This is a genomic window from Nocardia sp. CA-107356, assembly GCF_050946365.1.
Classification (GTDB): domain Bacteria; phylum Actinomycetota; class Actinomycetes; order Mycobacteriales; family Mycobacteriaceae; genus Nocardia.
Genome location: NZ_CP191992.1, coordinates 2,399,694 through 2,413,054, shown reverse-complemented (window position 1 = coordinate 2,413,054; position 13,361 = coordinate 2,399,694). Strand labels below are relative to the sequence as shown.

The window sequence follows — 13,361 nt, the reverse complement described above, 5'->3', positions numbered from 1 at the left end:
TTCAGCGCATGCCCAGTGCCACACGGGCGGCCACGGCTTCGACATTGTTCTTGTCGACGAAGGCGGGACCCGTCTGCACCGGTGCGCCACCACCGACCGAGTTCAGGTTCGTCCGATACAGCTGTAGCAGCACCACCGGCAGATAGCCCTGCTCGTATTGCTGCTGGTCCACCGCGAACAGCAGCTTGCCCGCCCGAATCGCCTCGACCACATCGGTGTTCAGGTCGAAGGTCGCGACCGTCGCGGCCGACTGCGATTCCTTCACCCCGTCGACCGCGCGGGCCGCGACCTGTGAATTCAGCGTCAGCACTGCGTCGATGGACCGATCCGCCTCGAGTGCGCCCTTGATGCGGGACTGCGCGTCGGTGGGATTGTTGATATCCACCTGCAGTGTGGTGCCGTTGCCGAAGGCCTTGGTCGCACCATCACAGCGCTGATTGGCGCCGATATTGCCCGCCTCGTGGATCACACACAGCAACTTCTTGCGGCCCGCGTCGGCGAGGCGTTTGCCCGCAGCCTGCCCGGCCAGCGTCTCACTTTGTCCCACATGGCCGATGGCGCCGAATTTGGCGCTCTCGCTCTCGCCCGAGTTGATGGTCACCACCGGAATGCCTGCGGCGATGGCCTTTTCGATCGAGGTCCGCAATGCTTCCGGATTCGCCATCGATACGACCAGACCGTCCACACCCTGCGCGACCGCGTTATCGATGAGTTTGGCCTGCTGGCCCGGATCGCCGGAGGAGTTGTACTCGACGCGGACGCCGAGATCCTTGCCCGCCGCCTCCGCACCGTTCTTGACGACATTCCAGAAGGCGTCGCCGGGGCTGCCGTGCGTCACCATCGCGACCGAGCCCAATTTGCCTTGGGCGACGGGGGATCGAGTCGGCGCGGGAACATCTGCGCCCGGTCCGCTACACGCGGCGAGGATGGTGGCCGCGGCCAGCCACGGCGCCAGGCGGCGCGCTCGCCGCCACCGTGGCGTGCGTATTTCGAGTGACATCGTTGTCATCACTTCCCATCTAGATTCGGGCGGAGGCGAGAGCGGAACCGATGCCCGCGAGGTGGGTCAGACTGCGGGCGGCATCCCGGCTCGGCAGCTCCGCCGAATCGTCGGGGCGCAACGCCGTGTCCTGTTCGATGACATACCAGCCGCGGTATCCGGCGGCGTACACGCTGCGGACCAGCGCCTCGATGTCGATATCGCCCTCGCCGAGCGGCACGTAGATGCCCTGGCGGACCGCGTCGCTGTATTCCATTGCGCCGCTGCGTACTCGGTCGGCGATCGCATCGCGCACATCTTTGAGGTGGATATGTCCGATGCGATCCGGGTAGCGCTGCGCGAGGCGCACCGGATCGGTGCCGCCGATGAGCAGGTGGCCGGTATCCAGGCACAGGTCGAGGTCGGAATCGGCGAGAAAGCGGTCGACTTCGTCTTCGCTCTCGACATAGGTGCCGACATGTGGATGCAGGGTGGTGCGCAGTCCGAATTCGGCGGCGACATCCCGTATCGCGGAGGCAGTTTCGGTCAGAGTCCGCCACTCTTCATCGGAAAGTGCTGGGCGCGTGTCATATCCGTCGAGTCCGGTCGCCGCCGCGAGGACGATCACCTCGGCGCCCGTCGCGGCGAACAGCGCCGCATTCTCGCGGGCGGCCCGGATCGCCTGCTCCGGGTCGCGGTGCAGTGCGAGGGCGAGAAATCCTCCGACGGCGCTGACACCGAATTCTTGGAGCAGCGAACGCAATTCCAGGGGGTCGCGCGGTAGATAGCCGGGTGGGCCGAGCTCTGTGGCCGAAATACCGAGGGCGACCATCTCGGTCAGTACAGTCCGTGCGTCGAGCACATGACCCCAACCGGGGACTTCGCAGACCCCCCAGGAGATCGGCGCGGCCGCGATGCGCAGCGGGTAGAGAGGTTCGGGCCCACTCGCCACCTGGCGACCGCCCCTCATCGAATCGCTATGCGATGCAGTACTCATCGGGACTCTCCGACCTTCAGTATCGATCGACTTGTGCGCTCCGCAGTGTTGGAGCGCTCCAACTATGTAACGTGGGTCATAGTGTGTCAAGTACTGCATCGATGGCTCTAATATCGCCATTACCAGCGAAAATCTCTTCTTCCAGCACAAATGTGGCGTACCGACGATGGGATAAATGTCCAATTAGAGCGCTCTATTGATAACGACGCGCCAACCTTGTAACGTCCGACACTGCACGAGCACGGCGAACACGGAACGGAGGCGAAATGGCGCGACCAACCATGGAGGACGTCGCCGCCCGCGCCGGTGTCTCACGCGCGCTGGTGTCCCTGGTCATGCGCAACTCCCCCAAGGTCAGCGACCATCGCCGCCGCGCGGTGCTCGAGGCCGCGAAAGACCTCGGCTACCAGCCGCACATCATGGCGCGATCGTTGGCCAGCCGGACCTCGAACATCGTCGGCGTCATGGTCTCCGACCTGCGCAATGCGTTCTTCGCCGATGTGGTGGAGGGTATGGACGCGGCCGCGCAGGATGCGGGCCTGGAACTGATCCTCAATACCGGGCGCCGCAGCGCCGCCCGTGAACGCACCGCGCTGGAGAGCCTGCTGTCCTTCCGGCCCGGCGGCATCATCCTGCTCTCCCCCGTACTGCCCATCGCGGCCATCCGCGACGCCGCCGAGAAGTGTCCGGTCGTCCTCGTCTCGCGCAGCTCTACCATTGCCGAGGTCGACACCGTCACCGACGATGGCGAGATCGGTGCCACACTGGCCGTAGACCATCTGGTCTCGCTCGGCCACCGCCGGATCGTGCATCTCGACGGCGGCGGTGCCTTCACCTCGGCCTCGCGTCGTCGCGGCTACCGCGACGCGATGGCGCGACATGGGTTGGAACCCATGATCATCGCGAGCGAGCACACCGACTCGGCGGGCATTGCCGCGATTCAGAAGCTGCTGAACCTGTTCTCTCACGACAGCTTTCCCACCGCACTGGTGTGCAGCAACGACTTCAACGCTGTCGGCGCGATGTCGGCGCTGGAAGAAGCCGGATTGTCGGTGCCGCACGATGTTTCGATCGTCGGCTACGACAACACGTCACTGGCCGCGCTGCGCCACGTCTCCTTGACCACCATCGACCAGCCCCGAATTCAGATGGGCCGCTTGGCAATCGAAGCGCTCACCGAACGCTTGCGCAATGGTCGCACCGAACCGGTGCGCCGCCGTCTCGAACCGTCGCTCGTCGTTCGAGCGACGACCGCAGCACCGCGCGACTGAACCGGGACCATGCGTCCCGGTATTGCACTCGAATACCCCACCGCTAGTCCGAATTTCACCAGGAGGAAAGCCGATGACATCCGCACACACCGTCACCGTCGGCCTGGCAGGCACCGGACGTATCGGCACCTCCCATGCCGAGACGCTGAAACACCTTCCAGGCGTCGACACCGTCATCGTCGCGGACGCCGACGCCGAACGCGCCCGCGCCGCCGCCGGGAAGCTCGGCGTGGAAGCCGTCACCGATATCGACGCCCTACTCGCGTCGCCCTTGGACGGCCTCGTCATCGCGACCGCCACCGATTCCCACCCCGAACTCATCACCCGAGCCGTGGACGCGGGCATCCCCGTCTTCTGCGAGAAGCCGGTAGCTGCCGATATCCAAGGCACCCTCGACGTCATCACTCACATCGAAAACTCCTCCGTCCCAGTCCAAATCGGCTTCCAACGGCGCTTCGACGCGGGCTACCGCGCCGCCCGCGCCGCCATCGCCTCCGGTGCACTCGGCTGGCTGCACTCCTTGCGCGCCACCACCCTCGACCCCGCACCCCCGCCCGCCGAATACATCCCCCGCTCCGGAGGTCTGTTCCGCGACTGCGGTGTCCACGATTTCGACATCATCCGCTGGGTAACCGGCCGCGAAGTCGTCGAGGTCTACGCCACCGGCGCCAACCGAGGCGAAGAGTTCTTCGCCGACGCAGGCGATGTCGACACCGCCGCCGTAATGCTGCGGCTCGATGACGGAACCCTGGCCACCGTCTCCCTCAGCCGCTACAACGGCGCAGGCTACGACGTCCGCCTCGAAGCCCTCGGCTCCCGCGGCAACGCCATCGTCGGCCTCGACGACCGCGCCCCCTTGACCTCCGTCGAACCCGACTACATCCCTTCCTCGTTGCCCGCCTACCCCGGCTTCATGGACCGCTTCCGCCGCGCCTACACCGACGAACTCGCGGCCTTCCTCTCCGTGGTAACCGGCGACCTCCCCAACCCTTGCACCCCCACCGACGCTCTCGAAGCCTTCTATATCGCTGAGGCATGCGAACTTTCGCGCCGCGACCGCCGCCCGGTCACAGTGGACGAAGTCCGCCGCTGACCTCCTCTCGCCGGCCACAGCGCGTACCCGCGCCACGGCCGATTTGCCGCCGTCTCACTGTCCAACGGCACCATCCGCATTCGACCGCGCTCGCACAACAACGATCTGATGCGGATCGTCATAGACGATCTCCCCCGGCGCATGGGACACCAACCGTTCCCACCTCACCCCATGCGCATCGAGAATTGCCAAATATCCACCAATCCGCCCGATCATCGCCACCGCCGAAGACTTGAACCACGCCGCAGCCCCGGGATGGACGGCCCGGTCATAGACCGCCGAGTCGACAGCACCGGGATCAATGAGATTCGCGTTATACCAATCATTCCCAGCCCGCCGAAACCGCTCCTGCTCGGCACTGAGCCGCCCTGTCCGCGCCAAACCGTTTACCAGCCCGAACACTCCCGGGTACCGGCCGTGCCGGTTCGCTTCGGCAGCCTGGAATCGCACAAACCGACAATCGGTCACTGTGTCGGTGGGGCGGTTTCGGCCGGCGGCAACCACGCTCGGTCCCCAGACGGCAACGTACCGCTGATTACTCCGAGATCCGCCCTGGCACAGGCATAGAAGTGGTCGCGCTTGCGCCCCATGTCCTCGTACCGTTCAACAAATACCGTGTCGTCGATCTGTCGCTTGCGGACCGCCCAACTGAAGCCCCAAGCCGCTTGGTGCCAGCTTCTCCCAGCCTCCACCGCCGCTGGAGAGCCCAGGAGCAGGACCGCCTCCCATCGGACACTCCGATCAGCATTGGCTTCCGTGAGCGCTTGGACACCTACATCCATGTCGATGGGCTCCGAGGCGATGGGATACCCCTGAGTCGCCGCCATCCGGAAAGAAACCTGCACATACCCCTTCAACGCGTTCGCATAGTCCATGTATGCGTTCAGACGACGATCGTCCCACCGCGTGTCTTGGCTCCGCCGCCACTTGGCCCGCTCGGTCATCGTCGTCGCTGCGAACGTCCCACTTGCACCGAGGACAACCCCAACGAGGGTCACCAACTGCTGAACAACTTGGCTCACCGCTCGATTCTGCCTGTGCGGCAGCACAATCGGGTCTGAGTTCATCGTGTCGAATGACATCTCGGACCCGCCCGCTGGCCACAGGACCATGCAGGGTGCGGGCGTAGCATCGCCCGCAGCTCGTCGGGACTGAGCCACCGTGGGCGGCGGTGGCTCATCCGGTGACAGTTCGAGCGCAGCTGGATGAAGTCGGCGAACTTCGTCTTCGTCTCACCTGAAACATGAAGTGGGACAACGTGGTGGCACTCGATGAGTCCGAAGCCCTGCTCGCCGTACAGCAGACCAGCGTCAACCGGTGGCACATCCGGCCGGCGAAGAAGGTCGGGCGGGTTCAGCGACCTGCCCCGGCCGACCGGGTCCAGGCGCTGCTCCCTGGGCTGGGGCAGCCGGTTGCGCGGCCAGGTCGTTACGGCTGTCACGGCGGCGGTGGAGGTGGAGGTGGATCAGTTGGCCGAGTAGTTGTGGGGCGACGGCGAAGATCATGGGTGGGCTACCGGGGGCGGAGGCGGACTATGGCGGTGCCGTGGGATAGGGCGGTGCGGAGGGCGGGCAGGTTTACGGTGCCGTCGGGGTTCAGGTGGATTTTGGCGAAGCGGCCGTGGGTGGGGTTTTGGGTGAGGATTTCGCGGTAGAGGGTGGCGGCGCGGGGTTCGTCGGTGATGACCTCGTGGTCGGCTTGGATGTCGGTGCCGCGGAGGCGGATTCGGACGGGAAAGCCCGGGATGAGGTTGTGCCGCCAAGTGGCGGCGGTGCCGATCAGGAGGTGGCCCTCGTGTTCGGCGTAGCCGACGGGGTTGGCGTATTCACGGCCGGTTTTGCGGCCGGAGACGGTGACGATCACGAGCCTCTTGCTCAGTAGGGAGTGCAGGCGTGATCGGAGGATGGTGCGGACGATGGCGTCGCCGATGCGTTGGGTGCGGGATTGGATGGTGGGGGCTTTGGTCGAGGTGGACATGATGCCTCCGCTGGTCGGATAATTACTGAGTTGACACTCAGAAAATACGACTGTGTGGGGCATACTGCAAGTGTTGATTCGGTGTGCAGAGGAGGTTGCGGTGGCGGCATCCGCGGATGGTGCGCGGTCGACTCGTGCACGACGGGGGCGGCCCTCCACGGGGGTGCGGGAATCGGTTGTGGTCGCGGCGCAGGAGATATTGGTGGAGGCGGGGGTAGCGCGGTTGTCCACGAAGGAGGTGGCGAAGCGGGCGGGGGTGGCCGAGTCGAGCATCTTCTATCACTTCGGGGATCGAATGGGGTTGCTGCAGGCGGTGATTCAACGGCATCTGCGGCCGGTGAAGGATGTACTCGGGGAGGTCGAGGAACAGCCCGGTTTGCGGGCGGGGCTGGTGGCGCTCGTCGAGGCGTTGGAGGGGTTCTTTCTAGATGCCATTCCGGTGATGGCCGCGGTGCAATCGGATGCGGAGCTGCGCGCGAAGTACGTGGAGCGCAGTCGGGAGTTGGATATCGGACCGCACCGTGCGGTCGACGCTGTCGTCGCGCACCTATCGATGCCGCGTACCGACCAGCGCGTGCCCGCATCGGTGGATCTGCGAGCTGTCGCTGTGCTCTTGGTAGGCGCGGCCCATCAACGAGCGCTGCAGCGTCATCTGAGCCCGGCCAACGTGGTCGCGGCACTGCCCACAACCGAATCCATTGTCGACACGGTTTTGCCGATCCTCAGCTGAGATCGCCGAGTTGCCGTCGCGCCAGCGACGGTTCAGTCAGTTCGCGGACCTGCCCATCTCACCCACGCCCACCCGGCCGGCTCGTAACGCTGCCCAAAACAAAATCTGTCGTCGAGACCTTCCAGCGGCACACCGCGGAGCTTCGCACCGGCAGCCGAGTGCCGCTCGCAAAGGTTGTCAGGCGGGCAATAGCCGGCCGACTACCTCGGCGAGCTGCTTCACGTTGCGACATTCGTGCATCGTGATGCGCTCGGCGTATACCTGTGCGGCAGAGTCACCGGTGGACCAGGAGCGGGCGGGTTCGGGGTTGAGCCAGTAAGCATGCTTGGCGCGATCCGACATTGCTTGTAGGGCAGTGAGATTCGGGTCGGTGCGGTTGGTGCGGGCGTCACCGAGGATCAGCAGGGAGGTGCGTGGGCCGAGGGCGTCGAGATAGTTGTCGACGAAGCCTTGGAGGGCCTCGCCGTAGTTGCTGCTACCGAAGCGGGCGACGTTGGTATCGCGGATGATTCGTGCGGCCATACCGGGGGTTGGGGGTTCGCCGGGGGTGAAGTGCGAGGTGATTTCGTCGCAGGTATCGATGAAGCCGAAGCTGCGAACCTTGCTGAATTGGTCTTGTAGCGCCTGCACGAGTTGCAGGGTGAATTCGGCGAAACCTGTTACGGAGCCGGATAGATCGGCGAGGACGACCAGATCGGGGCGGCCGTGTTTGCGGGCGCGCAGCACCGGATCGATCGGTACTCCGCCGGTTGCCATGGAGCGACGCAGCGTTCGGCGCATATCGATCTGGCCGCGCACCGCCTTGCGACGGCGAGCGGCGAGTCGGGTGGCCAGTTTGCGGGCCAAAGGGTTTACCAGGCGGCGCATTTCGGCGAGGTCTTGTTCGCGGGCGCCGAGGAAGTCGACCTGGTCGGTGCTGGATTCGACGCCGCGGCGGGCGATGTATTCGGTGCCGCGGAGTTGGGCGGAGCGCAGGCGCGCCTCGGTTTGGACGGCGGTCCGGAATTCACGTAGGCGGCGGTCGGCCTCGATGGTGCGCACAGTGGTGTCGAGGTCACCGCCGATGCCCGCGACGATCCGTTCGATAAGTTCTTCTGGCCGTAGGGATTTCATGGTCAGATAGGAAGACCAGCCCGCACCCGATGCGGTGGTGACCGGGCGCGACGGCTCACCGGTGCCGACTCCCCCGTAGCCGCCCAGTGCGGTGAGGGCCTGCCGGGCGAGTTCGGTGACGGCGGCGCGGTCGTCTTGGGCGAGTGCGTCCACCAAGCGGTCACGCAGATCGTCGATGGATTCGGAAGCCGACGGCATTGTCGGTTGCTCGGCGGTCAGGAAATAGAGATCGAAGAGCTGGTCGAAGACGGCGCGCTGGCCGTTGCGGCGCAGCAGACAGGCGGCCATACCGGAGCGCAGGCGGTTGCGGTCGACTAGGCCGAGCGCGAGCATTGCCTGGGCGGCGTCGATGGTTTCGCTCGGGCCCGCGGAGATTCCGTGGTCGCGCAATAATCCGACGAACTCGACCAAGCGATCGGTCATCGTGTCGGCACGCTGCTCGGAGCTGCGTCGTGCGAGTGACGTCACGACTCGTCCCTCTCCCCCACCAGCCACACCCCTTGCCACGATCCGCACTCGTCGTCGCTGTCCCGAGAGAGTGCGGATCCCGAGAAGCGACGCGGCGGTTGATGGGCGACCCATGCCTGTTCAGTGCATCGCATGCGCCTCCGATATCCGTCCATGGGGCGCGGCGGTGCGGGCCGAATCAGGGCAGCGGCGGTCATGATGGTCTGCGTTCGTGGAGATCGGCTGCGGGGAGTTCGAGACGATCGATGGCTGTGCGGTGGTCGGTTTGGTATTTGAGTAGTACGCCGAGAGTGGATCGGACGATGGTGCCGGTGAGGTTTCGGGCACCGAGAGCTACGAGAGTTTTGGCCCAGTCAACGGTTTCGGCGATCGATGGAGGTTTGCGGAGGGAAAGTTCGCGGAGTGCGGCAACGGTTCGGACCACCGGCTCCCCCAGCGCATCGTCCAACTCGGGCACCTTCAAGCGGACGATCGCGCGTTCCAATTCGGCTGTCGGGTAGTCGATGTGGAGGTAGAGGCAGCGACGCTTCAGCGCTTCGGACAGGTCGCGGTTGGCGTTGGAGGTGACGATGACGAAGGGCTTGCGCACGGCGGTGACGGTACCGAGTTCAGGGATGCTGACCTGGTAGTCGCCGAGGACCTCCAGGAGCAGTCCTTCGAGTTCGATATCGGCCTTGTCGAGTTCGTCGATGAGCAGCACGGTCGGATGCGGGTTCCGAATCGCCGCCAGCAGCGGGCGTTGCAGCAGGAATTCCTCGGTGAAGACGTGGTCGCGGGTGCTGTCCCAGTCTTCGTTGTCGGTGGCGGTAATGCGCAACAACTGCTTGGCGTGGTTCCACTCGTAGAGCGCGCGGGCCTCGTCGATGCCCTCATAGCACTGCAGGCGCACCAGGTCGGAGGTGGTGGCAGTGGCAATCGCCTTGGCCAGCTCGGTCTTGCCGACGCCCGCCGGTCCCTCGATCAGCAGGGGCTTGCCCAGGTGACCGGCGAGGAACACCGCGGTGGCGATGTCGGTGGAGGGCAGGTATCCGGCGTCGGTGAGCCGTCGCGTCACCTCGTCGACCGAACCAAAGAACTTACTCATCAGTAACCAGTCTAGAGCGTGCGTGCGCGGCCGCTCGGTCAGGGGCGGCGGTGTCAGTGGGGCTGGACAGACCCTGAGTCCAAATGTGTACCTGCTAGGGGAATCGTCATACCAAAGGCTGATTCTTCCCTCGAATCCCGCTTCACCTCTGGCCTTTCGGGCGAAAGCGGCACAGGGTGGACGTGCGGTCGCTGCGCAGATGTGAGCAGACCCTCGGCGGGGGGATGGCGAACCAGCCGTTCGCCACAGATAGAAAGGATTCACGGTGTTTTCGAGAACGACGTCCGTGCCAACCCGGGCCATGGTGGCCAGGGTGGCCATCGCCGGTGCACTCGCCGCAGTTCCGTTGACCGCGCTGGCGATTCCCGCCTCGGCGGACCCGGCCACCACCGAACCCGGCGTGACCGAGGTTCGGCACCCGCACAACGATTGGGATTGCGACCGCCCCGGCTTCTTCGACGACTGGGATCACCATCCCGGCCGGTGGGATGACTGCGATTTTCCCGGTCGCTGGAACGATCCCTGGCGATTCCCCCGCCACCTCTTCCCGCGCGGCGCATTCGGCAGCAGCTGATCCGGACCGGTCGCGGCCCGGCACCGAACAGTGCAGGGCCGCATTGCGTTCGGCCCGAGCGGTCTCGAACGTTCCTGATGTAACCGCACCGAGAACTCACCCCAGAGAATCCCTGTCGCCAACCGACTCCATGGCGAACCCCGGGTAAACCCCTACCCCGGTCGTATCCCCGGCTCATACTTTCGACTGAGATTTCCCTGAATTCGCCTGCGGCAGAGGATTTTTCGGCGACAACAGGCAAGAGTGGAGGAATGACAACGACGCCTCGCCGGATGCTGGCCCAGGTGGCCGTGGCCGCCGCCATCGCCGCAGTTCCCTTGACCGCTTCGGCAATTCCGGCTTGGGCCGCGCCAGCGACGGGCTCCGCTGGAGCACAGCCGGACTGCGAGACCTCCGAACACCGGGACGAGTGCGAACAAGCGTGGCGCGACGAGCGGGCGCGGCGCAACCGGGAAGACGAAGAGTGGGCCCACAACCTGAACAATCCGGCCAATCCGATGAGCCCGCTCAACCCCAATAACCCGGCCAACCCCAACAGCCCGAACAACCCGCAATATCAGTGGGAGCACAGCCTCAACAATCCGGCCAATCCCATGAGCCCGCTCAACCCCAATAACCCGGCCAACCCCAACAGCCCGAACAACCCCAAGAATCAGCACCGCCCCGATAACTGATCGCCGCGACTGCGGTCCGCCCCAGTCGGTGCGGACCGCCGTACCGCCTCACGGCATCGGCGCCCGAAAGTGGCTGGGCTCGGCATCAGCTGGCACATCGCTCGCCGACGTGAACCGCTCGACCTCCGCGCGCAACTCGATGAGATGCCGAGCATGCGCATCGAGCGACCGGTCTTCCGCGGATACCGGATCCCATTGGCGAACCGGACGTGCCTTGCCACTGTCGTCGACCGCGACGACAACCGCCAACCCGTGTGCGGCGAGCGCCGGTTCATCGGAATGCGTATCCGTCGATGTCACATGCACACTGACGTGCATACTGCGCGGCCCGGTATGAATCAGCCGCGCACTCACCTCGACAATGTGCCCGATGACAATCGGGCGGTAGAACCGGATCCCGCCGAAGTACGACGTGATCACGTGCTGCCCAACCCAATCGGCGCCACAGATATACGCCGCCTCATCGATCCACTGCATAGTGCGCCCGCCGTGCACCTTGCCACCCCAGTTGATATCCGACGGAGCGGCCAGGAAGCGCAGTGTCGCGGTCGGCGCGGTGCCCGCCGCGGTGTACTGCTGCGCCGCCATCGCCTCCTCGATTCGCTTGCGAACCGAAACCCGTGCCCGCGCTTGCCGATGCCGCTCCAGTTCCAGAATCGTCGTCGGATTCCACTGCGGCACTTCCACAGTCCGCCGGTTGTCGTCGACCGCGACGAAGATCGTCAGACATTGCGCCGTCTGCACCGGCTTGCGTCGGGTGGGATCGGTCGAATAGACGCTGATGAGAATATGCATGCTGGTGCGTCCGGTATGCACGAGATTCGCATGCAACTCGACCAACTCACCGACCGCGATCGGCCGGTCGAGATGAATGTTTCCGACGTAGGCAGTGACGCAGTAGCAACCGCTCCACTGGGCCGCCGCCGCATAGGCGACCTTGTCGATCCATTCGAGTAGCTTGCCGCCGTCGACCGAACCAGCGATGCCCGCGTCGGCTGGTTTGACGAGAAAGCGGTGGATAGCCTCGGCGCGTCGACCGGCCGATGCCGGACTCGGTACGGAAGTGGGGACTCCGGTGGTGGATGAGATGCTCACGACTCGCGATCTGTTCGGCAGACAATGGCTGCGACTCCGATGTCCCCGAAGACGATAGGCAACCGCGCCGCTACGGGCGAGTAGCCAGCCCCGCCGAGACAACAGTGGCCCACCCCGACGAATCGGGATGGGCCACCGTGGTGTTCGTGCGTATTACGCGGTTTCGGTGATCGGCCGGTCGACCCAGCTCATCAGGCCGCGCAGCTTGGCGCCGGTGACCTCGATCGGGTGCTCGGCATTGGCCTTGCGCAGCGCCTCGAGCTCCTTGTTACCGCCCTCGACGTTCGCGACGAGACGCTTGACGAAGGTGCCGTCCTGGATGTCACGCAGGATGTCCTGCATGCGCTTCTTGGTGTCGGCGTCGATGACCCGCGGGCCGGACAGGTAGCCACCGAATTCAGCGGTATCGGAGACCGAGTAGTTCATGCGGGCGATGCCACCCTCGTACATCAGGTCGACGATGAGCTTGAGCTCGTGCAGCACCTCGAAGTACGCCATCTCCGGCGCGTAGCCAGCCTCGACCATGACCTCGAAACCGGTCTTGACCAGCTCTTCGGTACCACCGCAGAGGACGGCCTGCTCACCGAACAGGTCGGTCTCGGTCTCTTCCTTGAAGGTGGTCTTGATGACGCCGGCGCGGGTGCCGCCGATGCCCTTGGCGTAGGACAGCGCCAGCGCCTGGCCCTCGCCCTTCGGGTCCTGCTCGACGGCGATCAGGGCCGGAACGCCCTTGCCGTCGACGAACTGGCGACGCACCAGGTGGCCGGGGCCTTTCGGCGCGACCATGCCGATGGTCACGTTGGCCGGGGGCTTGATCAGGCCGAAGTGGATGTTGAGGCCGTGGCCGAAGAACAGCGCGTCGCCGTCCTTCAGGTTGGGCTCGATGTCGTTGGTGAAGATCGACGCCTGGGCGGTGTCGGGGGCCAGCACCATGATCACGTCGGCCCACGCGGAAACCTCCGCCGGGGTGCCGACGGTCAGGCCCGCCTCTTCGGCCTTCGGCCGCGACTTCGAACCCTCAGCGAGGCCGACGCGGACCTCGACGCCGGAGTCGCGCAGGCTCAGCGAGTGCGCGTGGCCCTGGCTGCCGTAGCCGATGACAGCGACCTTGCGGCCCTGGATGATCGACAGGTCGGCGTCGTCGTCGTAGAACATCTCGACTGCCACTGTAGGTTCCCTTCGGATCATCCCCGCCTTGGCGGGGCACACCTGTCAGACAGGTGATGAGTTTGCAAATTTCGGATCAAATCGGATCCCCCGCGTGCGCGGGGAGCGCCGCACGCCGACCGTAGATCGCAGCAAGACT

The 13,361-nt window shown here is 65.2% G+C and carries 14 protein-coding genes; 5 read left to right on the top strand and 9 right to left on the bottom strand.

Annotation, left to right across the window (positions count from 1 at the left end):
- Position 1: 1 nt before the first annotated feature.
- Positions 2 to 1,009 (bottom strand): sugar ABC transporter substrate-binding protein, encoded by a 1,008-nt coding sequence (locus tag ACQP1G_RS10940; protein WP_433201781.1) that lies wholly within the window; start codon positions 1,007 to 1,009, stop codon positions 2 to 4.
- A gap of 10 nt (positions 1,010 to 1,019) precedes the next feature.
- Positions 1,020 to 1,949 (bottom strand): TIM barrel protein, encoded by a 930-nt coding sequence (locus ACQP1G_RS10935; RefSeq protein ID WP_433208377.1) that lies wholly within the window; start codon positions 1,947 to 1,949, stop codon positions 1,020 to 1,022.
- A 293-nt stretch (positions 1,950 to 2,242) separates the two neighbouring features.
- Between ACQP1G_RS10935 and ACQP1G_RS10930 the strand changes: the two genes are divergently transcribed.
- Positions 2,243 to 3,247 (top strand): LacI family DNA-binding transcriptional regulator, encoded by a 1,005-nt coding sequence (locus tag ACQP1G_RS10930; protein WP_433201778.1) that lies wholly within the window; start codon positions 2,243 to 2,245, stop codon positions 3,245 to 3,247.
- 73 nt (positions 3,248 to 3,320) lie between these two features.
- Entirely contained in the window at positions 3,321 to 4,340 is a 1,020-nt protein-coding gene (locus ACQP1G_RS10925) for a Gfo/Idh/MocA family protein (protein ID WP_433201775.1), read from the top strand.
- A gap of 54 nt (positions 4,341 to 4,394) precedes the next feature.
- Here ACQP1G_RS10925 and ACQP1G_RS10920 read toward each other — a convergent pair whose 3' ends face one another.
- The 3 genes from ACQP1G_RS10920 to ACQP1G_RS10910 form a co-directional block, all read right to left on the bottom strand.
- A complete protein-coding gene (locus ACQP1G_RS10920; RefSeq protein WP_433201772.1) occupies positions 4,395 to 4,742 on the bottom strand; it encodes a hypothetical protein in 348 nt (115 codons plus the stop codon).
- Between the two features lie 62 nt (positions 4,743 to 4,804).
- On the bottom strand, positions 4,805 to 5,362 hold the full coding sequence (locus tag ACQP1G_RS10915; protein WP_433201769.1) for a hypothetical protein: 558 nt from the start codon (positions 5,360 to 5,362) through the stop codon (positions 4,805 to 4,807).
- 490 nt (positions 5,363 to 5,852) lie between these two features.
- Positions 5,853 to 6,317, bottom strand: coding sequence for a nitroreductase/quinone reductase family protein (locus tag ACQP1G_RS10910; RefSeq protein WP_433201766.1), 465 nt, complete (start codon positions 6,315 to 6,317; stop codon positions 5,853 to 5,855).
- A 100-nt stretch (positions 6,318 to 6,417) separates the two neighbouring features.
- On the opposite strand from ACQP1G_RS10910, the gene ACQP1G_RS10905 reads away from it, so the two are divergent.
- Complete coding sequence (locus ACQP1G_RS10905) at positions 6,418 to 7,047, top strand: TetR/AcrR family transcriptional regulator (RefSeq protein WP_433201763.1); 630 nt, start codon at positions 6,418 to 6,420, stop codon at positions 7,045 to 7,047.
- A gap of 177 nt (positions 7,048 to 7,224) precedes the next feature.
- On the opposite strand, the gene ACQP1G_RS10900 is transcribed toward ACQP1G_RS10905, so the two are convergent.
- Together ACQP1G_RS10900 and ACQP1G_RS10895 are read right to left on the bottom strand one after the other, a co-directional pair.
- Positions 7,225 to 8,628: a vWA domain-containing protein gene (locus ACQP1G_RS10900; RefSeq protein WP_433201760.1), complete on the bottom strand. Its 1,404-nt coding sequence runs from the start codon at positions 8,626 to 8,628 to the stop codon at positions 7,225 to 7,227.
- A 193-nt stretch (positions 8,629 to 8,821) separates the two neighbouring features.
- The gene (locus ACQP1G_RS10895) at positions 8,822 to 9,712 is read right to left on the bottom strand and encodes an AAA family ATPase (protein ID WP_433201757.1); all 891 of its coding nucleotides are present in this window, start codon (positions 9,710 to 9,712) and stop codon (positions 8,822 to 8,824) included.
- 286 nt (positions 9,713 to 9,998) lie between these two features.
- On the opposite strand from ACQP1G_RS10895, the gene ACQP1G_RS10890 reads away from it, so the two are divergent.
- Together ACQP1G_RS10890 and ACQP1G_RS10885 are read left to right on the top strand one after the other, a co-directional pair.
- Positions 9,999 to 10,286: a hypothetical protein gene (locus ACQP1G_RS10890; protein ID WP_433201754.1), complete on the top strand. Its 288-nt coding sequence runs from the start codon at positions 9,999 to 10,001 to the stop codon at positions 10,284 to 10,286.
- Positions 10,287 to 10,537: 251 nt separating this feature from the next.
- The gene (locus ACQP1G_RS10885; protein ID WP_433201751.1) at positions 10,538 to 10,960 is read left to right on the top strand and encodes a hypothetical protein; all 423 of its coding nucleotides are present in this window, start codon (positions 10,538 to 10,540) and stop codon (positions 10,958 to 10,960) included.
- A 48-nt stretch (positions 10,961 to 11,008) separates the two neighbouring features.
- Here the strand turns inward: ACQP1G_RS10885 and ACQP1G_RS10880 are convergent, their stop codons facing one another.
- On the bottom strand, positions 11,009 to 11,980 hold the full coding sequence (locus ACQP1G_RS10880) for an acyl-CoA thioesterase (protein WP_433208374.1): 972 nt from the start codon (positions 11,978 to 11,980) through the stop codon (positions 11,009 to 11,011).
- Positions 11,981 to 12,208: 228 nt separating this feature from the next.
- Positions 12,209 to 13,210 carry a ketol-acid reductoisomerase gene (gene ilvC / locus ACQP1G_RS10875; protein WP_174566238.1) on the bottom strand — a complete coding sequence of 334 codons (1,002 nt, stop codon included), beginning with the start codon at positions 13,208 to 13,210 and terminating at the stop codon, positions 12,209 to 12,211.
- Between the last annotated feature and the right edge of the window lie 151 nt (positions 13,211 to 13,361).